The organism is Geodermatophilus sp. SYSU D00758, assembly GCF_054049955.1.
In genome coordinates this window covers 73,284-95,319 of the sequence record NZ_JBJGYK010000020.1, presented here as the reverse complement: position 1 = coordinate 95,319, position 22,036 = coordinate 73,284, and the positions used below count along the sequence as shown (strand labels likewise).

Sequence of the window (22,036 nt, the reverse complement as noted above, 5' to 3'; positions counted from 1 at the left end):
GGCGGTTTTGTGACAGCACCCGCGCGCGGGGGCGGGGGTGGGGGGCCGGGCGGAGCGGGGGGTTGGCCGGCGCGGCGCGGCCCCCCCGGAGGGGCCCCGCCCCCGCGCCCGCATCAGCCGCCGGTCGCCTGCGCGGCCGCGCGCTCCTTCTTGGCCCCGGCGGTGCGCACCAGCCGCCGGTTGGCGAACTCGAACATGCCCAGCTCGGACAGCTCCCGCCCGTACCCGGACTGCTTGACACCGCCGAAGGGCAGCTCGGCCGAGGTGCCGGACGGCGAGTTGATCCAGACCATGCCGGACTCGACCTGGTCGGCGACCCGGCGGGCCCGCTCCACGTCGCTGCCGAAGACCGTGGCCGACAGCCCGTAGGGGGTGTCGTTGGCCAGCTGCACGGCCTCGTCCTCGCTCGAGACGCGGAAGACCACGCCGACCGGGCCGAACAGCTCCTCGCGGTAGGCGCGCATCTCCGGGGTCACGTCGGCGAGCAGGGTGGGCTCGACGAAGGCACCCGGCCGGTCGGGGCGGCCGCCGCCGGCGAGCACGGTCGCGCCCTTCTCGACGGCGTCCTGCACCTGGGCGGTGAGGTCGGCGGCGGCGCGCTCCGACGACAGCGGGCCCAGCCGGGTCGAGGGGTCGCTCGGGTCGCCGGGCTGCAGGCCCTGGAAGACCTGGGTGAGGCCGGCGACGAACTCGTCGTACACCTCGTCCATCACGATGAAGCGCTTGGCCGCGATGCAGGCCTGTCCGGCGTTCATGGTCCGCGAGATGGCGGCGGCCTTGACCGTCTTCTCCACCTCGGGGGCGTCGAGGACGATGAACGGGTCGTTGCCGCCGAGCTCGAGCACCGACTTCTTCAGGTACTTGCCGGCCAGCGAGGCCACCGCGCTGCCGGCCCGGTCGCTGCCGGTGAGCGTGACGCCCGCGACGTGCGGGTGGGCGATGACCTGCTCGACGTCGGAGATCCGCAGGAACAGGTTGGTGTAGACGCCCTCCGGGACGCCGGCGTCGTGGAAGAGCTGCTCCAGCGCCAGGGCGGTCTGCGGGTTGTTCTCCGCGTGCTTGAGCAGGATCGCGTTGCCGAGCACGAGGTTCGGCGCGGCGACCCGGGCCACCTGGTACAGCGGGAAGTTCCACGGCTCGATGGCCAGCAGCACGCCGATCGGCTCGTTGACCACGACGGCGTCGCCGTCCATGACGTCGATCTCCCGCGGCTCGAGGAAGCCCGGGCCCTTCTCCGCGTAGTAGCCGAAGATGCTGGCGACGAGCATCACCTCGCCGGCCGCCTCGCGGATCGGCTTGCCCATCTCGCGGGTGATCAGCCCGGCCAGCTCGTCGCGGCGCTCGGTCATCAGCTCGCCGATCCGGCCGACGACGGCGGCGCGGTCGGCGACCGGGCGGCGGCGCCACCCCCGGTAGGCCTCGTGCGCCGCCTCGATCACCGCGGGCACCTGCGCGCTGTCGAGGAAGGGGAACTCCTGCTCGGTCTCGCCGGTGGCCGGGTTGACCGTCGCGTACGGGCGGTCGCCGGACTCGCTGGCGGTCTTGCCCACCGGGGTGGTCTGGGTGGTGGTCACGATCCTCGTGCCTCCGTCTCTCTCGACGCCTGGGTCGCGTCCAGTCCTACCCCTCCCGCCTCCCCGCACGCCCGCCGGGTGAAGCGGGTGCACCGCGCCCGGCGGGTGCTCGGCGCCGGTGTCGACGAGGGGGCGGCGTGGCCCCCCTTGCAGGGGCCCGGCGCGAGCGCGCGAGCGCCGGGGGGCAGGGGGGTCCTTCTAGGCTCGGGGGACGCCGGCGCACCCCCGGCGTCCCGACCCGGAGGGAGCAGCCCCGTGTGTGGCCGCTACGCCGCCAGCCGCCGTCCCGAGGACCTCGCGCTCGAGTTCGAGGCCGTCCCCGCCGAGGGGCAGCCCGCGCTCCCGGCCGACTACAACGTCGCGCCGACCAAGGACGTCCACGTCGTCCGCTGGAAGAAGGAGCGCGACGCCGAGGGCCGGCCCACCGGTGCCGGGCACCGCGAGGTGCGGGTCGTGCGCTGGGGACTGGTCCCCTCGTGGGCCAAGGACGTCTCGGTGGGCAACCGGATGCTCAACGCGCGCGTCGAGTCGCTGACCGAGAAGCCCGCGTTCCGGTCGGCCGCCCGCTCCCGCCGCTGCCTGGTCCCGGCCGACGGCTGGTACGAGTGGGCCAAGCGGCTGGACTCGCCGGCCAAGCAGCCGTACTACATCACCCCGGCCGACGGCTCGGTGCTGGCGTTCGCCGGCCTCTGGGAGGTGTGGGGCTCGGGGGAGGACCGCCTCTACACCTGCACCGTGGTCACCGAGCCGGCCGTCGGGGCGCTCACCGAGATCCACGACCGGATGCCGATGGTGCTGCCGCGCGAGCGCTGGGCGGACTGGCTGGACCCGTCGCGGGAGGACGTCGCGGAGCTCACGGCCCCGACGCCGCCCGAGCTGGTCGAGGCCCTGGAGCTGCGCCCGGTGAGCACCCGGGTGAACAACGTCCGCTCCAACGGGCGCGAGCTGACCGAGCGGGCCGAGGCGGTCAGCCCCCCGGCCGACCAGCCCGCCCTCTTCTGAGGTGGCGGGACCAGGGGAGACCGCCGACCGGGAGCGGGTCGCGGCCGCGCCCACCGACCCGTCCACCGGCGCGCCGGCCGGCGGGCCCGCCGCGCTGCCCGGCTGGGTCGCGGCCGGGGTCACCTTCCTGACCTCCGGCGCCGTCCTGGTGCTCGAGATCGCCGGCCTCCGGCTGATCGCGCCCTACGTGGGCGTCACCCTGCAGACCAACACCGCCGTCATCGGGTTCGCCCTGGCCGCGATCGCGGTCGGCGCCTGGGCGGGCGGGGCCGCCGCCGACCGCACCGACCCGCGGCGGCTCATCGCCCCGCTCATGGTGGCCGGCGGTGCGCTCGTGGTCGCCGTCCTGCCGCTGGTCCGCTTCGCCGGGTCCTGGCTCTCCGGGGCCGACGCCGGCAGCGTCCTGCTGCTGGCCGCGGTGGCCGTCGTGGTGCCCGCCGCGCTGCTCTCGACGGTCCCGCCGATGGTCGTCAAGCTCCAGCTGGGCAGCCTGGCCGAGACCGGGACCGTCGTCGGCCGGCTCTCGGGCATCGGCACGCTCGGCGGGATCGCGGCCACGTTCGTCACCGGGTTCGTGCTGGTCGCGGTGTTCCCGACCAGCGGGATCATGGTCGGCACCGGGCTGGTCACCGTGCTGGCCGGCGGCGCGGTCGGCGTGCTGCTGCGCCGCCGCTCCGCCGGCGGGGCCGGGCAGGTGCCGGTCGCGCTGTTCGGGCTGGCGCTGGTCGGCTCCCTGCTCGCGGCCGTGGCGCCGACCCCGTGCGATGAGGAGACCGCCTACCACTGCGCCCGCGTGGTCGCCGACCCCGAGCGGGAGAGCGGCCGGGTGCTGCTGCTCGACACGCTGCGGCACTCCTACGTCGACCTCGACGACCCGGCGCACCTCGAGTTCGAGTACGTCCGCGCCATCGCCGCCGTCAGCGACGCGGTGGCCCCGGAGGGGGAGCCGCTGTCGGCCCTGCACCTCGGGGGCGGGGGGCTGACCGTGCCCCGCTACCTCGCCGAGGTCCGCCCCGGGACCTCCAGCCTGGTCCTGGAGGTGGACCCGGGCGTCGTGGCGGTGGATCGCGAGCAGCTGGGGCTCGTCGAGTCCGACCGGCTGCGGGTACGGGTCACCGACGCCCGGGTCGGCCTGGCCGACGAGGCGCCCGCTGCGCGGGACCTCGTCGTCGGTGACGCCTTCGGCGGGCTGTCGGTGCCCTGGCAGCTGACCACCCTGGAGGCGCTCGGGCTCGTCGACCGCGCGCTCGCCGACGACGGCGTCTACGTCGCCAACCTCATCGACAACCCGCCGCTGGGCTTCGTGCGGGCGGAGCTGGCCACGCTGCAGGAGGTCTTCGGCTCGGTGCTGCTGCTGGCCCCCGGGCCGGTGCTCGCCGGCGAGGACGGCGGCAACGTGGTCGCGGTCGCCTCGCAGGCGCCGCTGCCGACCGCGGCGATCGAGGCCGCGCTGGCCGCGCACGACCTCGACTGGCAGGTGGCCGAGGGTGCGGAGCTGGCGGCGTTCACCGGGGACGCCGACGTCCTCACCGACGACCACGCGCCGGTCGACCAGCTGCTCACGCCCTACGCCGCCCCCGGGTCCTGATCGAGCCCTGCGGCGGGGCCGTCAGCGGCCGATGGCAGCGGTGCGGGCCCGGGTGAGGCGGACCAGGTCGGCCGGCGCGAGCTCCACCTGCAGCCCCCGCTTGCCGGCGCTGACCATGACGGTCGGGAAGCCCAGGGCCGACTCGTCGACGACGGTCGGCAGGGCCTTGCGCTGCCCCAGCGGGCTGATCCCGCCCAGCACGTACCCGGTGGTCCGCTCCGCGTCGGCCGGCTCGGCCATGACCGCGCGGCGCCCGCCGGCGGCCGCGGCCAGCGCCTTGAGGTCCAGGCTGCCGCTCACCGGGACCACGGCCACGGTGAGCACGCCGTCGACCCGGGTCACCAGGGTCTTGAACACCTGCCGGGGATCGGCGCCCAGTGCCGCCACCGCGGCCTCGCCGTGCCCCTGCTCGGCGGGGTGCTCGGGGTCGTAGGGGTGCAGGGTGTGCTCCACGCGGGCCTTCTCCAGGGCCCGCACCGCGGGGGTCGCCGCCACGGCGGGGCAGCCTAGCCGTGCCGACCGGAGGGGCACCGCGACGGGGAATGGACGCCGGTCGCCGGGCGGTTGCACCCCTCGTGAGCAGCACCGTGTCCAGCAGCACCCGCCCGCGGGTCCCCAGCCGACGGCCCCCGGGCCGCCCGGACGCCGCGCGACTAGGATCGACCGACGTGGTGGCCCGCGTCCGGGCGCCGCAGAGAGGACGGTCGGTGCCCGAGGAGTCCGTGCAGCGCAACCCCCAGCCGGCCCCGGTGGAGGTGCCCGAGGCCCGGGCCGGCGGCAGCCGCACCGAGGTGGCCGAGACCCGAGCCGAGCGCGACGCCCGCTTCGAGCGGGACGCCCTGCCCTTCCTCGACCAGCTCTACCCGGCGGCCCTCCGGATGACCCGGAACCCGGCCGACGCCGAGGACCTGGTCCAGGAGACGTTCGTGAAGGCCTACTCGGCCTTCCACCAGTTCGCCGAGGGCACCAACCTCAAGGCCTGGCTGTACCGCATCCTGACCAACACCTACATCAACAGCTACCGCAAGAAGCAGCGGCAGCCGCAGCAGTACCCCACCGACCAGGTGCAGGACTGGCAGCTGTACGCCGCCGAGGAGCACAGCTCCAGCGGGCTGCGGTCGGCGGAGATCGAGGCGCTGGACCACCTGCCCGACTCCGACATCAAGGAGGCCCTCCAGCAGCTGCCGGAGGACTTCCGCCTGGCGGTCTACCTCGCCGACGTCGAGGGGTTCGCGTACAAGGAGATCGCCGAGATCATGGGCACGCCCATCGGCACGGTGATGTCCCGTCTGCACCGCGGCCGCCGCGGGCTGCAGAAGCTGCTGGCCGACTACGCGCGTGAGCGCGGCTTCGTCCGCGCCGGCGCCGGGGAGGAGGCGAGCCAGGCATGAGCGCCGAGGAACGTCCCGCGGCCGGCGAGCCGATCGAGATCCACTCGTGCGACGACGTGCTCTCGCACGTGTTCGAGTTCCTCGACCACGAGACCGACGACGCCCGCCGCGAGGTCATCGCCGAGCACCTCGACGAGTGCTCGCCGTGCCTGCGGCAGTTCGGCATCGAGCAGGAGTTCAAGGCGCTGGTCCGCCGCCGCTGCGGGGGTGACGCCCCGCCCCCCGGTCTCCGGGACCGCATCAAGCTGCAGCTCACCAGCGTCTCGTTCGAGGAGGACGGCACGCAGGTCAGCGTCGAGCGGCTGACCGTCGAGCGGACCGAGCAGCGCCCCACCGCCTGAGGCGGTGGCCGCGGGAGGCCCAGGACCCGTCGGTCCTGGGCCTCCCGCGCGCGGTCCCCGTCCCGGGTCCCACCCGAGGGTGGGCAGGACGGGGTCCGGCCTCGGCTCCTGGCCCCGTCCCGGGTCCCACCCCGAGCGTGCGGGGGGTGGGGGGGACGGGGTCCTTTCAGGCGTTGGGCCGCTTGCCGTGGTTGGCCTTGTTCCCCTTGCGGGAGCGCCGCTTGCGTCCACGCTTGGACATCGCTGCCCTCCTCTCCTCATCGTCGGGCCGGGCCCGGTGGGCCCCTGGTGCACGCGACGCCGCCCGGGCCCGCAGGGCACGGGACGAGAGGCGTCGCTGACCCCTCCAGCGTCTCACGACCGGGTCGGGGACCGGGACCGGCTGTGGTGGTGCGCTGGGGCAGGGTCCAGGGTGGGGGGTGGCGGGGGCGGTACCCAGGTGCGGACCGGGACCGCAGCAGGGCAGGAGTGCAGGGCCGGGAGGGGAGCGCAGCGGTGGCTCGGGTCGGGATCGAGAGCGTCCTCGTCGCGGGGCGGGGCCCTGCGGCCTGCGCGGTCGTGTCGGCCTGCTCGCGGCTGGGCGTCAAGGCGGTCGCCGTGCACTCGGAGGCCGACCGCGGAGCGCGGCACGTCCGGCTCGCCGACGAGTCCGTGCTGCTCGGCCCGGCACCGGCCGCCGAGTCCTACCTCGCCGTGGACCGCATCGTGGAGGCGGCCCGGCGCACCCGCGTGCAGGCGGTGCTGCCGGTGCCCCCGGCGCTGGCCGGCAACGCGCGCCTCGCCGGGGCCGTCGCCGCCGCCGGGTTGACCTGGGTCGGGCCGCCGGCCGAGGTCCTGGAGCGCCTCGGCGGTGACGGCATCGAGCCGGCCAGCGAGCGGGGACTGCTGGCCTGGGTCACCGACGACGGGCTGCGCTGCCTGACCCCGGTCAGCCGCGACCGGGCGGCCGGGATCGCCCGGGTGGCGTGGACCCCGGACGAGTCCCCGGAGCTGCCGACGGCGGCGCGCCGGCTGGCCGACGTCGGCTGGCGCGGCCTGGTGACCGTCGGGGTGTCCGAGGGCGGCGACCTCGCCGAGGTGGCGGCCGGCTTCTCGCTGGACATGGCCGTCCTCGAGCGCGCGCACCGGGTCGACGCCGTCGAGCTCGCGCTGCGCAGCGCGGCGGCGACCCCCCTCGGCCTCGACGCCGCGGTGACCGGTGGTCCCCCGCGGCGGGCGGTCGCGGTGCAGCTGCGCTCGACGCTGCCCCCGGGGACCGCGGGGCGGGTGACCGGCCCGCTGCCGGTGTCCGGGCGGCGGCGCGCCGCGGCTCCGGGCGCCGAGGTGGTCGCCGTGAGCGGCTACGACCCCGGTGACCGGCTGGACGGCTGGTACGACGCGCTGCTGGCGACGGTGAGCGCCGGGGCTCCCGACACCGCCACGGCCGCGCGGGCCGCCGCCGAGGTGCTCACCGGGCTGCCGGAGGCCGGGGTGCCGCACGACGGGCCGGAGGTGTGCGCGGTGCTCGACCGGCTGGCCTCCGGGCGGCTGCTGCCGCGCCCCTGAGCACCGCGGGCCGCCGGGCGGGGGAGCGTGCCAGGATGGCTCCCCGGGCCCGAGGGCCCGGTCCGGGGAGGTCGGTCGGGGAGGTGCCGGTGGCGGTCGAGGAGATCCACGCCGAGATGGTGTCGAGCGTGTGGAAGGTGCTGGTCACCCCGGGCGAGCAGGTGGCCGCGGGGGACACCCTGGTGATCCTCGAGTCCATGAAGATGGAGATCCCGGTGCTCACCGAGCGGGCCGGGACGGTGCAGGAGCTGCACGTCGTCGAGGGCGAGGTGCTCCAGGAGGGCGACCTCATCGCCACCGTCGTCGAGGGGTGAGGAAGGACCCTCCTGCCCCCGCCACTCGTCGAAGGACCCCGTCCTCCTCACCCTCGCACGCACGGGGCGAGCCCCGGGACGGGGCCGGGCCCTGCAGGAGGGCCGTTCGTCCTCCCCGTCCCTCGTGAGCCCGGGGCGAGCCCGGGGACGGAGGTTCACAGCTCGCGGGCGTAGACCAGCAGCTCCACCCCCGGCAGCGGTGCCCAGTCCCGCTCCGGGAGCCGGGTGAAGCCCAGCCGGGAGTAGAGGCGGTGGGCGCCGGCCATGCGGACGTCGGTGGAGAGCACCATGCGGCGCTTGCCGGCCGCGCGGGCCCGGTCCAGGCAGGCGGTGACCAGCCGCTCCCCGACGCCGCGGCCCCGGGCGGCGGGGTCGACCACGAGCATGCGGAAGGCGGCCTCGTCGTCGGACTCGGTCACCTCACCGAAGTCACCCTCCAGCACCAGCGCCACGCTGCCCACCAGCCGCTCCCCGTCCCGGGCGACCAGCAGGTGCGCGCGGTCGGCCCGGCCGGCCACGTCGGCCAGCTGCTCGGCGTACTGCGGCCCGGCGAGGCCGTCGCCGAGGTAGACCCGGACGGTCAGCTCGGCGATGGCGGGGTGGTCCTCCGGGCGGGCCGGTTCCACGGACAGCGGGGTCGGCGGGCTCTCCACGTCGCGCCAGCCTAGAGGGGGGCTGCACCTACGCTCGGCGGCGATGAACAGCCTCTCGGACCGCCTCACCCGCGGGTCGGCGTCCGCACCCGCCCAGATCGACCACGCCCGCCGGCTCGTGGCCGACTGGCAGCTGCTGGCCGACCTCGCCTTCGCCGACCTGACGCTCTGGGTGCCGCTGGCCGCCGGGCCGTGGTGGTGCGTGGCCCAGGTCCGCCCGCTGACCGCCCCGACGAGCCACCCCGACGACCTGGTGGGTGCCGAGGTCACCGGGGCCGCCGCCCAGCCGTTCGAGGTGGCCCGCAGCGAGGGCCGGCCGGTGACCGAGGGGGAGCCGGACTGGTCGGGGACGACGCCCCGGCGGCGGGAGGTCATCCCGGTCCGGCACGACGGCGTGGTGGTCGCCGTCCTGGCCAAGGACACCAACCTGGCCGTCACGCGGGCGCCGTCCACCCTGGAGCTGACCTACCTGGACATCGCCGCCGACCTCTGCCTCATGGTCTCGGCCGGGACGTTCCCGCCGAGGGGCATCCTCGACGCGGAGATGAGCCCCCGGGTCGGGGACGGGCTGGTGCGGCTCGACGCCTCCGGCCGGGCCGTCTACGCCAGCCCCAACGCCCTCTCGGCGTACCGGCGGATGGGGGTGACCGGGGACGTCGTCGGCGCGGACCTGGCCGGCCTGACCCGCGGTGCGGCCGCCGACGGGGTGGCCGGCGAGGCGGTGGCGGCGGGCATCCGGGCGGCGCTGGCCGGGCGCTTCCCCGACCCGATGGACGTCGAGGGCGCCGCGGCGACCCTGCTGGTGCGCGCGCTGCCGCTGCAGGCCCCCGGGGCCGAGGAAGGGGCGCTGGTGCTGGTCCGCGACGTGACCGACGTCCGCCGCCGCGACCGGGCGCTGCTCACCAAGGACGCCACCATCCGGGAGATCCACCACCGGGTGAAGAACAACCTGCAGACGGTGGCGGCGCTGCTGCGGCTGCAGGCCCGGCGCATGACCGAGCCGGCCGCCCGCGAGGCGCTGGAGGAGTCGGTGCGCCGGGTGGCCTCGATCGCGGTGGTGCACGAGACGCTGGCCGGCAGCCGCGAGGACGTGGTGGAGGTCGACGACGTCCTCGACCAGGTCCTGCCGATGGTCGGCGACCTCGCCTCCGTGGGGCCCGCCGCGCGCACCCTCCGGACCGGGCGCTTCGGCGAGCTCCCGGCCGCGGCGGCCACGCCCCTGGTGCTGGTCGTCACCGAGCTGCTGCACAACGCGGCGGAGCACGCCTTCCCGGAGGGGACGCCGGGCACCATCGAGCTGGTCGCCGAACGGGACGGCGAGGACCTCGTGGTGCGCGTGCGGGACGACGGCTCGGGGCTCCCCGAGGGCTTCGACCCGGCGGGCAGTGACGGGCTGGGGTTGCAGATCGTGCGGACCCTGGTGACCAGCGAGCTCGGCGGTGAGCTGTCCATGGGCGCTCCGGCCGGGGGTGGTCCGGGGACCGAGGCCGTGCTCACCCTCCCCGGCGCCGGCCGCCCGCGCCGCTGACCGGCCTCGGCCACAGCGGGGCGGCCCGGTGGTGGCGTTGGCGCACCGCTCGTCGCCGCAACTGCCGGGAAGTCGCTGCCCGTCCCCCCGTTCCAACAGCAACTGCGGGGAAGTCGCTCCTCCGACAGCGTCCGTCGGGGACGGCACGTGGCCGCGGTGCGGCCGACGAGCGGGGGCCCGGAGGCTCCCCGAGGAGTGCCGGGGGTGTGGGGCTCAGCGCCGCCGGGGACGGCACGTGGCCGCGGGTGGAGCCCGGAGGGCGACGGTGCGAACCGTGCGCACAGCGACGAGGCCGGCCCGGGGACTCCCGGGCCGGCCTCGTCGCGGTCGTGCTCTCCCCGGTCGGGACCGGGGACGGTGGTGCCGGCAGGTCAGGCGGTGCGCACCCGGGTGCGGGCCTGGCGGCGCTTCAGGGCGCGCCGCTCGTCCTCGGACAGCCCGCCCCAGACGCCGGAGTCCTGCCCCGAGCGGAGGGCCCAGTCCAGGCAGGACTGGACGACGGGGCAGCGCCGGCACACGGCCTTGGCCTGCTCGATCTGCACGAGCGCCGGGCCGGTCGTCCCGATGGGGAAGAACAGCTCCGGGTCCTCGTCCCGGCAGAGCGCGCGGTGGCGCCAGTCCATGGCTGTGTTCTCCTCGATGTCGTCTACGGTGTGGTGCACCAGTCGCCGGCCTGTAGACCGTTTCCGCAGGCCGACACCGGGGTGCCCAGCGCCATGGCACAGCGACTTCGTGCATTTGTTACCGACAGGTTGCTTTCTCCCGCGATGTTTTCACGGCGGAGGGGCCTGTCAAGCAGAACGAGGGGATCGGTGGACCCCTCGTGAGCAAGCTCACCACGGGCATGATAGGCGCGCCACTCGACCTGTCCCGGACGCCCCAGGTCCTGTTGACACGGGGTCCCTGACGTGCAAGGACGCGGTGGGGCCGGGGTGGTCAGTCGACGACGCGGAGGGCGGCGGGGACGCCGGTCAGGCGCAGCCCGGTCGCCGTCCCCAGGTGGTCGCCGTCGACCTGCCAGCCCTGGGGGCGGACGGCGGTGAGGGTCACCTCGGCCACGTCGTGGAACCGGTGCACCCCGCGGCCGCGGGCGTCCGGGTGGACGGCGAACACCTGCCGGACGTGGTGCAGCATCCGCAGCACCCCGACCCGGCCCATGGCGAAGACGTCCAGGCCGGTGTCGAAGGAGGCCTCCGGGCTCGGGTTGATCGCGCGCGCCCCCAGGTAGGTCCACGGGGCCACGTTCGACACCAGGCAGAGGAAGAGCCCGTCGACGGGGGTGGCACCGGGCACCTCGAGGGTCATCGCCGGCCGGCGCCGCTCGGTGCCGAGGACGAACGCCCGGGTCGCCTCCCGCACGTACAGCGCGCCGGTCGAGCGGCGTCCGCGGGCCCGGCGGGCCTCGACCCGGGCGATGACGTCGGCGTCGAAGCCCAGGCCGGCGCTGAAGACGAACCAGCGGGGCTCGCCCCACTCCGGCCGGGTGGCGGCGGCCGTGTCGGCCGCGGCCTGCGCGACCTCGGGTTCGGGACCCGCGGCGGGCACGGCCGAGGCGCCGCGGGCGCTGGCGGTCCCGAGCGAGACCCGCCGGGTCCGCCCGGCCCGCAGCGCGGCGAGCACCTCCCCGGTGGCGGTCACCGGGTCCCGCGAGCGCCCCAGGGCCCGGGAGAAGACGTTGGTGGAGCCGCCGGGGACGACGGCCAGCAGCGGGAGGCCGGGCGCCGGCCCGGCGTGCAGGAGGCCGTTCACCGCCTCGTTGACCGTCCCGTCGCCGCCCAGGACGACGAGGACGTCGACGCCGTCCACGACCGCCTGGCGGGCCAGGGCGGCGCCGTGGCCGCGGGCGCGGGTCTCGGCGAGGTCCACCTTGAGATCGCCGCCCAGCAGGGCCAGCACCCGGTCGCGGACCGCACGGGTCGTCGTGGTCGCAGCGGGGTTGGCCACCACGAGCGCACGCATGCCGGTCAGGCTAGGCCAGCGCCGCCGCCGGCCCCGCCACGCGTCCGCCCCGGTGCGCCGCGCGGCCCCGCCGGACCGGCGGGCGGGGGGCCGCCGCCGCGTACCCTCGCGGCCGTGACGCAGGACGGCGGGACCGGCACCCCCCGGGGCCGCAGGCTGGTCGACCGGCTGCTCGGTGCCTCGGCCGACCCCGGCCCCGAGCGCCCGGCGCGGGAGCGGACGCCGGCGCCGCCCGCCGTCCGCCGCGCCGCCCTGGTGGTCGCGGTGGAGGCCGCGGTGCTCACCGGCCTGGCGCTGTGGCTGCTCTGGCTGACCGTCACCTCCGACCCCGACAGCACCGGTCGCGCGGTCGCCGAGGTCGTCTACGTCGGGTTCTTCGCGGTGCTGCTCGGCGCCGCCGCCGTAGGCCTGTGGCGGGTGTCGGGCTGGGCGCGCGGTCCGGTGGTGGTGCTGCAGATCCTGATCGGGCTGTTCGGCTACACCTCGGCGTTCCAGAACGGCCAGCCGCTCATCGGCCTCCCGCTGCTGGTGCTGGCCGCGGTCGAGCTGTACCTGCTGCTGACCCCCGAGGCCCGGCTGGCCTTCTACGACCGTTAGACGAGCTCGACGACGTCGGCGATGGACTCCAGCACCCGGTTGGGCCGGAACGGGAACCGCGCCACGTCGGAGGCCCGGGTGGACCCGGTCAGGACGAGGACGGTCTCCAGCCCGGCCTCGATGCCCGCGACCACGTCGGTGTCCATGCGGTCGCCGACCATGACCGTCGACTCGGAGTGGGCCTCGATCCGGTTCATGGCGCTGCGGAACATCATCGGGTTGGGCTTGCCGACGAAGTAGGGTTCCGCGCCGGTCGCCTTGGTGATCATCGCGGCGACGGAGCCGGTGGCCGGCAGCGGGCCCTCCGGCGAGGGCCCGGTGACGTCGGGGTTCGTGGCGATGAAGCGCGCGCCGGCGCCGATGAGCCGGATGGCCCGGGTGATCGCCTCGAACGAGTAGGTGCGGGTCTCCCCGAGGACGACGTAGTCCGGGTCGGTGTCGGTGAGGGTGTAGCCGGCCTCGTAGAGCGCCGTGGTCAGCCCCGCCTCGCCGATGACGTAGGCCGAGCCCCCCGGCAGCTGGGCGGAGAGGAAGTCCGCCGTGGCCAGCGCCGAGGTGAAGATCGCCTGCTCGGGCACCTGCAGGCCGGACCGGGCCAGCCGGGCCGCGAGGTCCCGCGGGGTGAAGATGGAGTTGTTGGTCAGCACGAGGAAGCGGCGGCCGGCCTCCACCAGCCGGGCCAGGAACTCCGCCGCGCCCGGCAGCGCCTGACCCTCGTGCACCAGGACGCCGTCCATGTCGGTCAGCCAGCACTCGGCCGGGCGCCGTGCGCCGCTCATGCCCGGCGGTCCGCGGCGAAGGAGGCCAGCGCCTCGTCGGTGAGCCGGAAGACGGTCCACTCGTCCATCGGGACGGCGCCGGCGGCCTTGTAGAAGTCGATCGAGGGGGTGTTCCAGTCCAGCACCGACCACTCCAGCCGGCCGTAGCCCCGCTCGACGCAGGTCTCGGCCAGCGTGCGCAGGAGCTCGCGGCCCAGGCCGCTGCCGCGGTGCTCCGGGCGGACGTAGAGGTCCTCCAGGTAGATGCCGTGGGTGCCCCGCCAGGTGGAGAAGTTGAGGAACCACAGCGCCGTGCCGACGACGTCCCCGGCCGCCGCCCCGTCGTCGGCCACGGCGACGTGGCCGAACAACTTCGGGGACTCCCCGAACAGCGCGCCGGTGAGCTGCTGCTCGGTGAGGCGCACCTCGTGCGCGGCGCGCTCGTACTCGGCCAGCTCGCGCACGAGGGCCACCACGGCGGGCACGTCGTCGGGCTGGATCGGCCGGACGCTCACGGGGCCTCCTCGCCGCGCTCGCCGGCCCCGTTCGCGTCCAGGACGACCGTGACCCTGGGTGAGCTCGCAGGCTCCCTCATGTGAGCAGCTCCTTGAGACGGTCCGGCACCAGCCGGCTCAGCGGGGACAGCACCGGCACCAGCACCGGTGCGAGCAGGTAGCCGTAGGCGAGCACGCAGCCGGTGAGCACGGGCACGAAGGCGAAGCCGACCACGGCGGCCAACGCCGCGGCGATCAGCCCGTACGGCCGGCCGCTCTTCGGGCTGACCAGCGACCGGAACGAGCGGAACCGCACGGTGCTCACCATCAGCAGCGCCGGGACGGCGACGATGAGCAGCACCCACAGGCGGTCGCGGCCGTGCATCTGCTCCCCGAAGGCGAACACCGAGGCCAGCACCACCCCGGCCGCTCCCGGGCTGGGCATGCCGGTGAAGTACCGCTTGTCCGCGGTCGGGTCGATCGTGGTGTTGAACCGCGCCAGCCGGATGGCGGCGCACGCCACCCACAGGAAGCACACCACCCAGCCGAGCGGGTCCCACTCGTCGCGCCCCTCGGAGAAGAGCGTGAAGGCCAGCAGCGCCGGGGCCAGCCCGAAGGAGACCAGGTCGGCGAGGGAGTCGAACTGCAGGCCGAAGGGCGTGACCGCACCGACCAGCCGGGCGACGGCGCCGTCGGTGATGTCGAAGACGACCGACAGCCCGACCAGGACGGCGGCGAGGGTGTACTGGCCGCGGATGGAGACGAGGATCGCGGCGAAGCCGCACATCATGTTGGCCAGCGTGAACAGGCTGGGCAGGGTGGCCAGCGCGCGGCGCCGGGTGCCGCGGACCGAGCCGCGGACGAACTCCACGGTGGCCGTGCGCCGGGTCTGCGGGGGCCGGGCGCCGGAGGCGGAGCTGGGCATCGCGGCGCCTCAGCCGGCGGCGGGGAAGCGCGCGATGACGGTCTCGCCGCCGCGCACGCGCTCGCCCTTCCGCACCGTGACCGTGCACTCGCGGGGCACGAAGACGTCCATCCGCGAGCCGAACTTCATCAGGCCCATGCGCTCCCCGGTGGCCAGGTGCCGGCCCACCCCGGTGCGCGTGACGATGCGCCGGGCCAGCACGCCGACCAGCTGCCGGAAGACCACGGTGCGGGCGGTGGGCCCGTCGGAGTCCCGCAGCCACAGCTCGCTGCGCTCGTTGCGGTGCGCGGACTCCTTGCGGTACGCGGCCAGGAAGCTGCCGGGCCGGTAGGAGCTCTCGACGACCTCGCCGTGGTACGGGGACCGGTTGACGTGCACGTCCACCACGGAGAGGAAGACGCTGACCTGCTGCCAGCCGCCCTCGGGGGCGGGCTCGGGGGCGACGCCCTCCTGCGGCTCCCCGGCCACCATCACCACACCGTCGGCGGGGGAGAGGACGTCGTCCGGGTCGACCGGCCCGCGGTCGCAGCGCCGGTCCGGGTCCCGGAAGAACAGTGCCATGTAGGCGGTCAGCAGCCCGAACGGCGCCGCGGCCAGGGCGGGGCCGCGCCGGCCGGTCACCCGGCCGACGGCGGCGAGGAGGGCTGCAGGGGCCAGCGGCCCGGCGATGAAGGGCCACCCGGCGGGGTCGATGCGCATCGTGGTCAGACGGTACCGGGACGCGCAGGGCCCGGCCGACCGGTCACCGGGCCGGCGTGGGCTGCACCCCGGACGTACGAGGCGCGCGCCCCCGGAGCGGGGACGCGCGCCTCGTGCGCCGGCGGGACGATCAGGCGGCGGCCTTCGTCTCCCAGAAGATCTTGTCGATCTCGGCGATGTAGTCGAGCAGCTTCTGGCCCTCGGCGGGGTCCATGCTGCCCTTACCGCCGGCGGCGCCGGCCTGCTTGGTCGCCTTGTTGAACAGCTCGTGCAGCTGCGGGTACTTCTCGAAGTGCGGCGGCTTGAAGTAGTCGGTCCACAGCACCCACAGGTGGTGCTTGACCAGGTCCGCGCGCTGCTCCTTGATCAGGACGGCGCGCTGCCGGAAGACCGGGTCCTCGTTGCTCTGGTACTTCTCCTGGATGGCCTTGACGGACTCCGCCTCGATGCGGGCCTGGGCGGGGTCGTACACACCGCAGGGGAGGTCGCAGTGCGCGGTGGCCTCCACGGCGGAGAACATGCGGAATCGCATGGAGTGTCCTCCGGTTCTCGAGTGTTCGGTCGTCTGCGACCCTACTCGCGGTGAGCGCACCCGACACGTCCGAGGAGGAGACCCCCGACGGGGTCCCGTCGCTGGTCACGCCCTGGGTCGTGGCCCGCGTGACCGGCCCGTCGATGAGCCCCGCGGTCCGGCACGGCGACCGCCTGCTGGTGCGCCGGGTGGGGCCGGGCGGCCGGGTGCGCGCCGGCGACGTCGTCCTGGCCCGGTTCCCCGCGCGCCCCGACCTCCTCGTGGTCAAGCGGGTGCTTGGCCCGGTCGCCGGCGGCCACTGGGTCGAGGGCGACAACACCCTGGTGGCCGACGACAGCCGGGCGTTCGGGCCGGCGGTCGTGGTGGGCCGGGTGGTGGCGCGGCTCTGGCCGCGGCCGGGCCGGCCGGGGGCCCCGGCACCGGGCGCCTGACCCCCGCGACCGTCCCATGCGGCGGACGCCCGCTCCCGGTCCCTGGGACCCGGGCCCGGCGGGCGGCGTCCCGGGGGAGGGCTACGCTCCCAGGTCCATGGGCGCCCCGCAGCCGCAGCCGACCGGCCCCGACCGCTTCGCCGACGACCCGGCGTTCGCGGTGCACGAGGGCGGCAAGCTGGCGGTACGCCCCACCCGCGCGATCGAGTCGGTCGCCGACCTCGCGCTGACCTACACGCCCGGCGTGGCCCGGGTCTCCAGCGCCATCGCCGGGGACCCCGGCCTCGCCCGGCGCTTCACCTGGGCCCCGCGCGTGGTGGCCGTGGTCTCCGACGGCACCGCGGTCCTCGGCCTGGGCGACATCGGACCGGCGGCGTCGCTGCCGGTCATGGAGGGCAAGGCCTGCCTGTTCAGCGAGTTCGGCGGGCTGTCCGCCGTCCCGGTGGTGCTGTCCACCACCGACGTCGACGCCATCGTCGAGACCGTGGCCGCGATCGCCCCCAGCTTCGGCGGGATCAACCTCGAGGACATCAGCGCCCCGCGCTGCTTCGAGATCGAGGACCGGCTGCGGGCCCGGCTGGACATCCCCGTCATGCACGACGACCAGCACGGGACGGCGATCGTCGTCCTGGCCGCGCTGCGCAACGCCGCCCGCGTCGTGGGGCGGGAGCTCGGCGACCTGCGGGTCGTGGTCGCCGGTGCGGGGGCCGCGGGCATCGCCTGCACCCGGATCCTGCTGGAGGCCGGCATCGGCGACATCGCGGTGGCCGACTCCCGCGGGGTGCTGCACCCCGGCCGGGAGGACCTCACCCCGGTCAAGCGCTGGGCCGCCGAGAACACCAACCGCGCCGGCCACGCGGGCACGATGGTCGAGGCCCTGGCCGGGGCGGACGTGTACCTGGGCCTGTCGGGCGGCTCGGTGCCGGAGTCGGCGATCGCGGCCATGGCGCCCGGCTGCATCGTGTTCTCGCTGGCCAACCCGATCCCCGAGGTGGACCCGGAGATGGCCGCCCGCTACGCGGCGGTCGTCGCCACGGGCCGCAGCGGCGAGCCGAACCAGATCAACAACGTGCTGGCCTTCCCCGGGGTGTTCCGCGGCGCGATCGACGCCGGAGCCACGGGCATCACCGAGGAGATGAAGCTGGCGGCGGCCACCGCGATCGCCGACGTGGTGGGCGACGAGGTGCGGGCCGACTACGTGGTCCCGAGCCCGCTCGACCGGCGGGTGGCCACCGCGGTCGCCGAGGCCGTCGCCGCGTGCGCCCGGGCGGGCGGCGTCACCCGGTAGGCCCTCCCTCGCGGGCCCGGGGCGGGGGCGGACCCGACGGTTCCGCCCCGCTGGTCCCGGGGGCGGCCGCGAGGCGGTCGAGCGTCCGTCGCCACATCCGGGCGAACGCGATCGGGCCGACCAGCCGCTGCACGAGCAGGATGGTCCGCCCGCGCAGGCCGCGGGGGGAGCGGTGGTCGATGACGACGTCGACGCGGCTGCCCCCCTCGGCCCGGGGGGTGGCGCGGACCTCGCCGCGGCCGGTGTCGCAGTGGTCGCTGTCCACGAGCTCCCACCGGACGACCCCGCGCTCGGCCCAGTCGTAGCGGAGCAGCACCCAGATGCGCGTCCCGGCGCTGCCCTCGCGCACGACCGCCCACGTGTCCCCGCGCTCGCGGACCTCGTACTTGGCCGGGTCGAGGGTCGACCGCCAGATGTCCAGACGGCGGTCGGTGGTGTCGGTGAAGGCGTCGAGCACCTGCTCGGGCGTCGCCGCGGTGTCGAAGCCGACGTGGAACCGCACGGTGGCCTCCCTGCGCCGGAGGGCCCCCGTGGTGACCGCCAGGGTCCCGCGGCCCGGCCCCGCCGTCCAGGGCCCTCAGCCCGCGCGGACGGGGGTGACCGAAGGCCGGTAGACCAGGTCGAGCACGCCGGCCAGCAGCCGCTCAGCCAGCGGGCGGGGCAGCGCGGCCACCAGCGCGTGCACCGGGGCCATCCGCGCGGGCAGCCGGCCGCCGCCGATCCCGGCGAGCTCCAGCAGCCCGTCGACCTCGGCCACCGTCAGCGTGGCCGGGTCGAGGGTCGCGGCCGCCGCCACCAGGCCGGGGTCGGGCACCGGCGGGGGGAGGGCCGCGGCGGCACGGGCCGCCGCCGCCAGGTCGGCCAGCAGCGCCGGCACCCGCGGAGCCGTCGCCGCGGTCACCGTCAGGTGCAGCGTGCCCGGCAGGTCGGCGCCCCCGGGCTGGGCGAACGGGGGCTGCGGCTGCAGCAGCCAGCCCCGGGCGGTCATCTCGTCGGCGAGGTGCAGGACGTCCACCCCGTCGGGGCCGTCCTGGGCCAGGGCCACCAGGGTGCCCACCGGCCGCCCGACCACCCGCAGGCCCGGCACCGCGGCGGCGCCCTCGGCCAGGGTCACGGTCGCGGCGCGCGCGGTGCGGGCCAGCTCCCGGTAGCCGTCGGTGCCGAGCAGCCGGTGCACCGCCCACGCCGCGGCCATCGGGCCGGCCGGCCGGGTGCCGGCCAGGGTCGGGTTGACGACCGGGTACCCGGGCCAGCCGGCGGTGGCGAACCAGTGCCCCTGGCGGAACTCCGGGTCGTTGGTCAGCAGCATCGAGACGCCCTTGGGGGCGTAGCCGTACTTGTGCAGGTCGACCGACAGGGAGGTCACCCCGGGGACGGCGAGGTCGAAGGGCTCCGGGACGTCGTCGAGGAACGGCAGCACCCACCCGCCGATGCACGCGTCCACGTGGCACGGCACGCCCGCGGCGGCGGCCGCTCCGGCGATCTCCGTCACCGGGTCCAGGACCCCGTGCGGGTAGGACGGCGCGCTCCCCACGACCAGCGCGGCCCGCTCGTCGAGCGCGGCCCGCACCGCGGCCGGGTCGGCGCGGCCCGCGGGGTCGACCGGGACGTCCACCGGCTCGAGGTCGAACAGGTGGGCGGCCTTGCGGAAGGCGGCGTGCGCCGTCACCGGCAGCAGCAGCCGCGGGCGCCCGGGCCGGCCGTGCGCGCGCCAGCGCTCCCGGGCGGCGAGGACGGGGAGCAGGCAGCTCTCGGTCCCGCCGCTGGTCACGGTGCCGACCGCGCCCGGTTCGCCGCCGAGCAGGGCCAGCCCGGCGGCCACCAGGTCGTCCTCGATCCGGGCGACGCTCGGGAAGGCGGTCGGGTCGAGGGCGTTGGTCCACTGGTAGGCCGCCTGCGCGGCGGCGGCGAGGTCGTCGAGACCGGCCACCCCGGAGTCGTAGACGTAGGCCATGGTGGCCCCGCCGTGGGTCGGCACGTCACCGGCCTGCAGCCCGATGAGCTCGGTCAGGACGTCCTCGGGTGTCACGGGGCCTCCTCGAGGCGGTAGCGGGCGAGCACGGGGATGCTGGCCAGCACGAGCAGGGCCGGGACGACGGTGAAGCCCAGCCGGACGGCGAGCTGCGCCGAGCCCGGCTGGGCGACCACCTCGTCACCGGTGGACGAGACGTACCCGGCCAGCGCCAGCAGCCCGCCCAGCAGGCCGGGTCCGACGGCCAGGCCCAGCGTCTCCGCCGCCGTCCAGACGCCGGTGAAGACCCCCGCGCGCCGGTGCCCGGAGGCCACCTCGTCCGCGGCGATGACGTCGGGGAGCATCGCCAGCGGGAACATCTGCATGCCGGCGTACCCGGTCCCCACCAGGACCACCAGCGGGAGCGCCGCCGCGGTGCCGCCGTCCGGGACCGCGACCAGCAGCGCCGCCGCCACGGCGAACAGCCCCGAGGAGAGCAGCAGCCCCGCCCGCTTGCCCAGGGTCCGGCTGACCCGCAGCCACAGCGGCATCACGAGGACGGCGGGCGCGACCAGCGCGGCGAACAGCAGCGACCCCGCGGCCGGGTCGCCGAGCACCTGGCGCGAGTAGTAGGGGACCCCGGCCAGCATCACGCCGATCCCCAGCGCCTGGACCACGAAGCCGGTGAGCAGCACCCGGAACGGCCGCGACCGCCAGGCCAGCCGCAGGGTCGTGGCCAGCCGGCCCTCGCTGCGCACCCGGGTGAGAGTGGGGGCCGACCGGGTGCCGGCGACCGCCCCGAGCATCCCGCCGGCCAGCAGCACCGCCACGAACACGGCCATCGCGAGGTACCCGGCCCGCCCGCCACCGGCCAGGTCCACGACCGCCGGCGCGCCCGCCCCGGCGAGCAGGATGCCCACGGCCAGGGCGGCGACCCGCCAGGACATGAGGGTGGCCCGCTCGGCGGGGTCGTCGGTGATCTCGGCCGGCTGGGCCACGTAGGGCACCTGGAAGCAGGCGTAGGCGGTGGCCGCCAGGAGGAAGGTGACGGCCACCCACGTGCCGGCCGCCGCGGGTGGCGCGCCGGGGCCGGCGAAGACGAGGACGAACAGCGGCGGCAGGGCGAGCCCGCCCGCCAGCATCCACGGCCGGCGCGGCCCCCAGGGGCTGCGGGTGCGGTCGGACCGGGCGCCCACCCACGGGTTGAGCAGCACGTCCCAGGCCTTCGGGGCGAGCACGACCAGGCCGGCCACCGCCGCGGCGACGCCGAGCACGTCGGTCAGGTAGTAGAGCAGCAGCAGGCCGGGCACCGTCCCGAAGGCCGCCGTCCCGATGGACCCGAGGGCGTAGCCGACGTGCGTCCCGCGCCCGAGGCGCGGGCGGGTGGGTACCGGTGGGACGGCCGTCACCCGGCGCAACCTAGCGCCTCGGGCCTGCTCAGCCGAGGGAGCGCAGCTCCTGGACCCACGGTGCGACCACGTCCTGCAGGCCGGTGTTGGCGTAGACGAGCCACACCGTGGCGAGCACGAACGCCGGCGCCAGCACCGCCTTCTCCAGCGTCGTCCCCGTCCTGAGCGGGGTCAGCGCCAGGCGGCAGCGCTTGACCAGCCACACCAGCGGCACCGGCACGCCCTGGGTGGTGAGGGCGTCACCGGCGATGTGGGTGAGCACCCCGAGCGCCACCGCCCAGGGCAGCCAGGCCGGTGGCGGCATGTGCTCGAGGAGCAGCCAGGCCCCGCCCCAGGAGAGCACCAGGTTGCCGACGACGGTGTTCTCCGCGCGGCCCGGGATGACGAAGTGCAGCGCGCGCAGTGCCAGCCCGATCGCCAGGGCCAGGAGGAGCAGGCTCGACCAGTAGGCGCCGGCCGCGGCCAGGGCGAGCGCGCCGAAGGCCAGCGGCGCCAGCAGGGCGTCGTGGGTGCCCCAGCGGTGCCCCTGCGCGAGCCGGCCGATCGCCCCGGACGGGACGTCGGTGACCGGGCCCCACATGTCCGAGACCGTGGACCCGGACTGGTCGAGGTCCGGGAGCATCGCCATGCCCCCGGCGGCGGCGACCCAGGCGGCCTGGGCGACGGGCCCCTCCACGGGCGCCCACGGCAGCGTCGCGGCGCCGGCGGCGAGCCCGGAGAGCGCGTGCGAGTGACCGAGCACGCACAGAGGGTCCCGCTGACCTGGGTGGACGTGCGGGAACCCGCCGCCCGGCGTGTCGGTCAGGGCTGCCGGACGGCGAGGATCCCTGCAGGGCCCTCCCGGGCCCTGCAGGGATCCTCGCTTCACTCGTCGAGGTCGTCGTCCGTGCCGCCGCGGGCCAGCCAGGTGGCCAGCCGCTCGACCGGCACCTCGAAGTCCGGGTGCTGGTCGACGAACGCCTGCATCTGGTCGGCCAGCCAGGCGAGGGTCACCTGCTCCTCGCCCCGCCGGTCGGCCAGCTCCTCCAGGCCCCGGTCGGTGAAGTACACGCCGCGC

At 76.1% G+C, this 22,036-nt stretch carries 26 protein-coding genes; 10 read left to right on the top strand and 16 right to left on the bottom strand.

Going from position 1 to position 22,036, the window contains the following annotated elements; translation table 11 throughout:
• Positions 1–113 precede the first annotated feature (113 nt).
• Positions 114–1,574, bottom strand: coding sequence for an NAD-dependent succinate-semialdehyde dehydrogenase (locus ACI8AC_RS16070; protein WP_456898802.1), 1,461 nt, complete (start codon positions 1,572–1,574; stop codon positions 114–116).
• Positions 1,575–1,829: 255 nt separating this feature from the next.
• On the opposite strand from ACI8AC_RS16070, the gene ACI8AC_RS16065 reads away from it, so the two are divergent.
• Entirely contained in the window at positions 1,830–2,576 is a 747-nt protein-coding gene (locus ACI8AC_RS16065) for an SOS response-associated peptidase (protein ID WP_456898801.1), read from the top strand.
• 1 nt (position 2,577) lies between these two features.
• On the top strand, positions 2,578–4,164 hold the full coding sequence (locus ACI8AC_RS16060; protein WP_456898800.1) for a fused MFS/spermidine synthase: 1,587 nt from the start codon (positions 2,578–2,580) through the stop codon (positions 4,162–4,164).
• Between the two features lie 21 nt (positions 4,165–4,185).
• On the opposite strand, the gene ybaK is transcribed toward ACI8AC_RS16060, so the two are convergent.
• On the bottom strand, positions 4,186–4,659 hold the full coding sequence (ybaK, locus tag ACI8AC_RS16055; protein WP_456898798.1) for a Cys-tRNA(Pro) deacylase: 474 nt from the start codon (positions 4,657–4,659) through the stop codon (positions 4,186–4,188).
• Between the two features lie 212 nt (positions 4,660–4,871).
• Between ybaK and ACI8AC_RS16050 the strand changes: the two genes are divergently transcribed.
• A complete protein-coding gene (locus tag ACI8AC_RS16050; RefSeq protein WP_456898796.1) occupies positions 4,872–5,555 on the top strand; it encodes a sigma-70 family RNA polymerase sigma factor in 684 nt (227 codons plus the stop codon).
• Positions 5,552–5,896 carry a mycothiol system anti-sigma-R factor gene (rsrA, locus tag ACI8AC_RS16045; protein ID WP_456898794.1) on the top strand — a complete coding sequence of 115 codons (345 nt, stop codon included), beginning with the start codon at positions 5,552–5,554 and terminating at the stop codon, positions 5,894–5,896. The genes ACI8AC_RS16050 and rsrA overlap by 4 nt, the downstream gene beginning before the upstream one ends.
• Before the next feature lie 166 nt (positions 5,897–6,062).
• On the opposite strand, the gene ACI8AC_RS16040 is transcribed toward rsrA, so the two are convergent.
• Positions 6,063–6,137, bottom strand: a complete 75-nt coding sequence (locus ACI8AC_RS16040) for a 50S ribosomal protein bL37 (protein ID WP_014377707.1) — start codon at positions 6,135–6,137, stop codon at positions 6,063–6,065.
• 254 nt (positions 6,138–6,391) lie between these two features.
• Here ACI8AC_RS16040 and ACI8AC_RS16035 point away from each other — a divergent pair, with 254 nt between their 5' ends.
• Both ACI8AC_RS16035 and ACI8AC_RS16030 read left to right on the top strand, forming a co-directional pair.
• Entirely contained in the window at positions 6,392–7,441 is a 1,050-nt protein-coding gene (locus ACI8AC_RS16035) for a biotin carboxylase N-terminal domain-containing protein (protein ID WP_456898792.1), read from the top strand.
• Between the two features lie 89 nt (positions 7,442–7,530).
• Positions 7,531–7,755 (top strand): biotin/lipoyl-binding carrier protein, encoded by a 225-nt coding sequence (locus ACI8AC_RS16030; protein ID WP_117377134.1) that lies wholly within the window; start codon positions 7,531–7,533, stop codon positions 7,753–7,755.
• Between the two features lie 155 nt (positions 7,756–7,910).
• Here the strand turns inward: ACI8AC_RS16030 and ACI8AC_RS16025 are convergent, their stop codons facing one another.
• Positions 7,911–8,408: a GNAT family N-acetyltransferase gene (locus ACI8AC_RS16025; RefSeq protein ID WP_456898790.1), complete on the bottom strand. Its 498-nt coding sequence runs from the start codon at positions 8,406–8,408 to the stop codon at positions 7,911–7,913.
• Positions 8,409–8,451: 43 nt separating this feature from the next.
• Between ACI8AC_RS16025 and ACI8AC_RS16020 the strand changes: the two genes are divergently transcribed.
• Positions 8,452–9,936 carry a sensor histidine kinase gene (locus ACI8AC_RS16020; RefSeq protein ID WP_456898789.1) on the top strand — a complete coding sequence of 495 codons (1,485 nt, stop codon included), beginning with the start codon at positions 8,452–8,454 and terminating at the stop codon, positions 9,934–9,936.
• A gap of 371 nt (positions 9,937–10,307) precedes the next feature.
• On the opposite strand, the gene ACI8AC_RS16015 is transcribed toward ACI8AC_RS16020, so the two are convergent.
• Together ACI8AC_RS16015 and ACI8AC_RS16010 are read right to left on the bottom strand one after the other, a co-directional pair.
• Complete coding sequence (locus ACI8AC_RS16015; RefSeq protein WP_456572284.1) at positions 10,308–10,559, bottom strand: WhiB family transcriptional regulator; 252 nt, start codon at positions 10,557–10,559, stop codon at positions 10,308–10,310.
• Positions 10,560–10,872: 313 nt separating this feature from the next.
• A complete protein-coding gene (locus ACI8AC_RS16010; RefSeq protein WP_456898788.1) occupies positions 10,873–11,895 on the bottom strand; it encodes a diacylglycerol/lipid kinase family protein in 1,023 nt (340 codons plus the stop codon).
• Positions 11,896–12,009: 114 nt separating this feature from the next.
• On the opposite strand from ACI8AC_RS16010, the gene ACI8AC_RS16005 reads away from it, so the two are divergent.
• Positions 12,010–12,492 carry a hypothetical protein gene (locus ACI8AC_RS16005; protein ID WP_456898787.1) on the top strand — a complete coding sequence of 161 codons (483 nt, stop codon included), beginning with the start codon at positions 12,010–12,012 and terminating at the stop codon, positions 12,490–12,492.
• Here ACI8AC_RS16005 and ACI8AC_RS16000 read toward each other — a convergent pair.
• The 5 genes from ACI8AC_RS16000 to sodN all read right to left on the bottom strand — a co-directional run bounded on the left by ACI8AC_RS16000 (position 12,489) and on the right by sodN (position 15,900).
• Positions 12,489–13,271: an HAD-IIA family hydrolase gene (locus ACI8AC_RS16000; protein WP_456898786.1), complete on the bottom strand. Its 783-nt coding sequence runs from the start codon at positions 13,269–13,271 to the stop codon at positions 12,489–12,491. The two genes, ACI8AC_RS16005 and ACI8AC_RS16000, sit on opposite strands and share 4 nt — an antisense overlap.
• Positions 13,268–13,765 carry an N-acetyltransferase family protein gene (locus ACI8AC_RS15995; RefSeq protein WP_456898785.1) on the bottom strand — a complete coding sequence of 166 codons (498 nt, stop codon included), beginning with the start codon at positions 13,763–13,765 and terminating at the stop codon, positions 13,268–13,270. The genes ACI8AC_RS16000 and ACI8AC_RS15995 overlap by 4 nt, the downstream gene beginning before the upstream one ends.
• A 76-nt stretch (positions 13,766–13,841) precedes the next feature.
• Entirely contained in the window at positions 13,842–14,669 is an 828-nt protein-coding gene (pssA, locus tag ACI8AC_RS15990; protein ID WP_456898784.1) for a CDP-diacylglycerol--serine O-phosphatidyltransferase, read from the bottom strand.
• Positions 14,670–14,678: 9 nt separating this feature from the next.
• Positions 14,679–15,368, bottom strand: coding sequence for a phosphatidylserine decarboxylase (locus ACI8AC_RS15985; protein ID WP_456898783.1), 690 nt, complete (start codon positions 15,366–15,368; stop codon positions 14,679–14,681).
• Between the two features lie 130 nt (positions 15,369–15,498).
• Complete coding sequence (gene sodN / locus ACI8AC_RS15980; RefSeq protein ID WP_456898782.1) at positions 15,499–15,900, bottom strand: superoxide dismutase, Ni; 402 nt, start codon at positions 15,898–15,900, stop codon at positions 15,499–15,501.
• Positions 15,901–15,950: 50 nt separating this feature from the next.
• On the opposite strand from sodN, the gene ACI8AC_RS15975 reads away from it, so the two are divergent.
• Positions 15,951–16,331 carry a S26 family signal peptidase gene (locus ACI8AC_RS15975; protein WP_456898781.1) on the top strand — a complete coding sequence of 127 codons (381 nt, stop codon included), beginning with the start codon at positions 15,951–15,953 and terminating at the stop codon, positions 16,329–16,331.
• A 97-nt stretch (positions 16,332–16,428) separates the two neighbouring features.
• Entirely contained in the window at positions 16,429–17,619 is a 1,191-nt protein-coding gene (locus ACI8AC_RS15970) for an NAD(P)-dependent malic enzyme (RefSeq protein WP_456898780.1), read from the top strand.
• Here the strand turns inward: ACI8AC_RS15970 and ACI8AC_RS15965 are convergent.
• From ACI8AC_RS15965 to ACI8AC_RS15945, 5 genes are all read right to left on the bottom strand, one after another.
• Positions 17,609–18,121, bottom strand: coding sequence for a hypothetical protein (locus tag ACI8AC_RS15965; protein ID WP_456898779.1), 513 nt, complete (start codon positions 18,119–18,121; stop codon positions 17,609–17,611). The genes ACI8AC_RS15970 and ACI8AC_RS15965 overlap by 11 nt on opposite strands.
• A gap of 75 nt (positions 18,122–18,196) precedes the next feature.
• Positions 18,197–19,648: a pyridoxal phosphate-dependent decarboxylase family protein gene (locus ACI8AC_RS15960; RefSeq protein WP_456898778.1), complete on the bottom strand. Its 1,452-nt coding sequence runs from the start codon at positions 19,646–19,648 to the stop codon at positions 18,197–18,199.
• Positions 19,645–20,979, bottom strand: a complete 1,335-nt coding sequence (locus tag ACI8AC_RS15955) for an MFS transporter (RefSeq protein ID WP_456898777.1) — start codon at positions 20,977–20,979, stop codon at positions 19,645–19,647. Before ACI8AC_RS15955 ends, ACI8AC_RS15960 begins: the two co-directional genes overlap by 4 nt.
• A 28-nt stretch (positions 20,980–21,007) precedes the next feature.
• Complete coding sequence (locus tag ACI8AC_RS15950; protein ID WP_456898776.1) at positions 21,008–21,721, bottom strand: metal-dependent hydrolase; 714 nt, start codon at positions 21,719–21,721, stop codon at positions 21,008–21,010.
• Positions 21,722–21,843: 122 nt separating this feature from the next.
• Positions 21,844–22,029 (bottom strand): DUF6104 family protein, encoded by a 186-nt coding sequence (locus ACI8AC_RS15945; RefSeq protein WP_456898775.1) that lies wholly within the window; start codon positions 22,027–22,029, stop codon positions 21,844–21,846.
• Positions 22,030–22,036: the final 7 nt, after the last annotated feature.

Bases quoted from the DNA above. Each gene is read 5' to 3' on its own strand.
- rsrA (WP_456898794.1), top strand. From the start codon at position 5,552: ATGAGCGCCGAGGAACGTCCCGCGGCCGGCGAGCCGATCGAGATCCAC.
- ACI8AC_RS16020 (WP_456898789.1), top strand. From the start codon at position 8,452: ATGAACAGCCTCTCGGACCGCCTCACCCGCGGGTCGGCGTCCGCACCC.
- ACI8AC_RS16015 (WP_456572284.1), bottom strand. From the start codon at position 10,559: ATGGACTGGCGCCACCGCGCGCTCTGCCGGGACGAGGACCCGGAGCTG.
- ACI8AC_RS16010 (WP_456898788.1), bottom strand. From the start codon at position 11,895: ATGCGTGCGCTCGTGGTGGCCAACCCCGCTGCGACCACGACGACCCGT.
- ACI8AC_RS16000 (WP_456898786.1), bottom strand. From the start codon at position 13,271: ATGAGCGGCGCACGGCGCCCGGCCGAGTGCTGGCTGACCGACATGGAC.
- pssA (WP_456898784.1), bottom strand. From the start codon at position 14,669: ATGCCCAGCTCCGCCTCCGGCGCCCGGCCCCCGCAGACCCGGCGCACG.
- ACI8AC_RS15985 (WP_456898783.1), bottom strand. From the start codon at position 15,368: ATGCGCATCGACCCCGCCGGGTGGCCCTTCATCGCCGGGCCGCTGGCC.
- sodN (WP_456898782.1), bottom strand. From the start codon at position 15,900: ATGCGATTCCGCATGTTCTCCGCCGTGGAGGCCACCGCGCACTGCGAC.
- ACI8AC_RS15970 (WP_456898780.1), top strand. From the start codon at position 16,429: ATGGGCGCCCCGCAGCCGCAGCCGACCGGCCCCGACCGCTTCGCCGAC.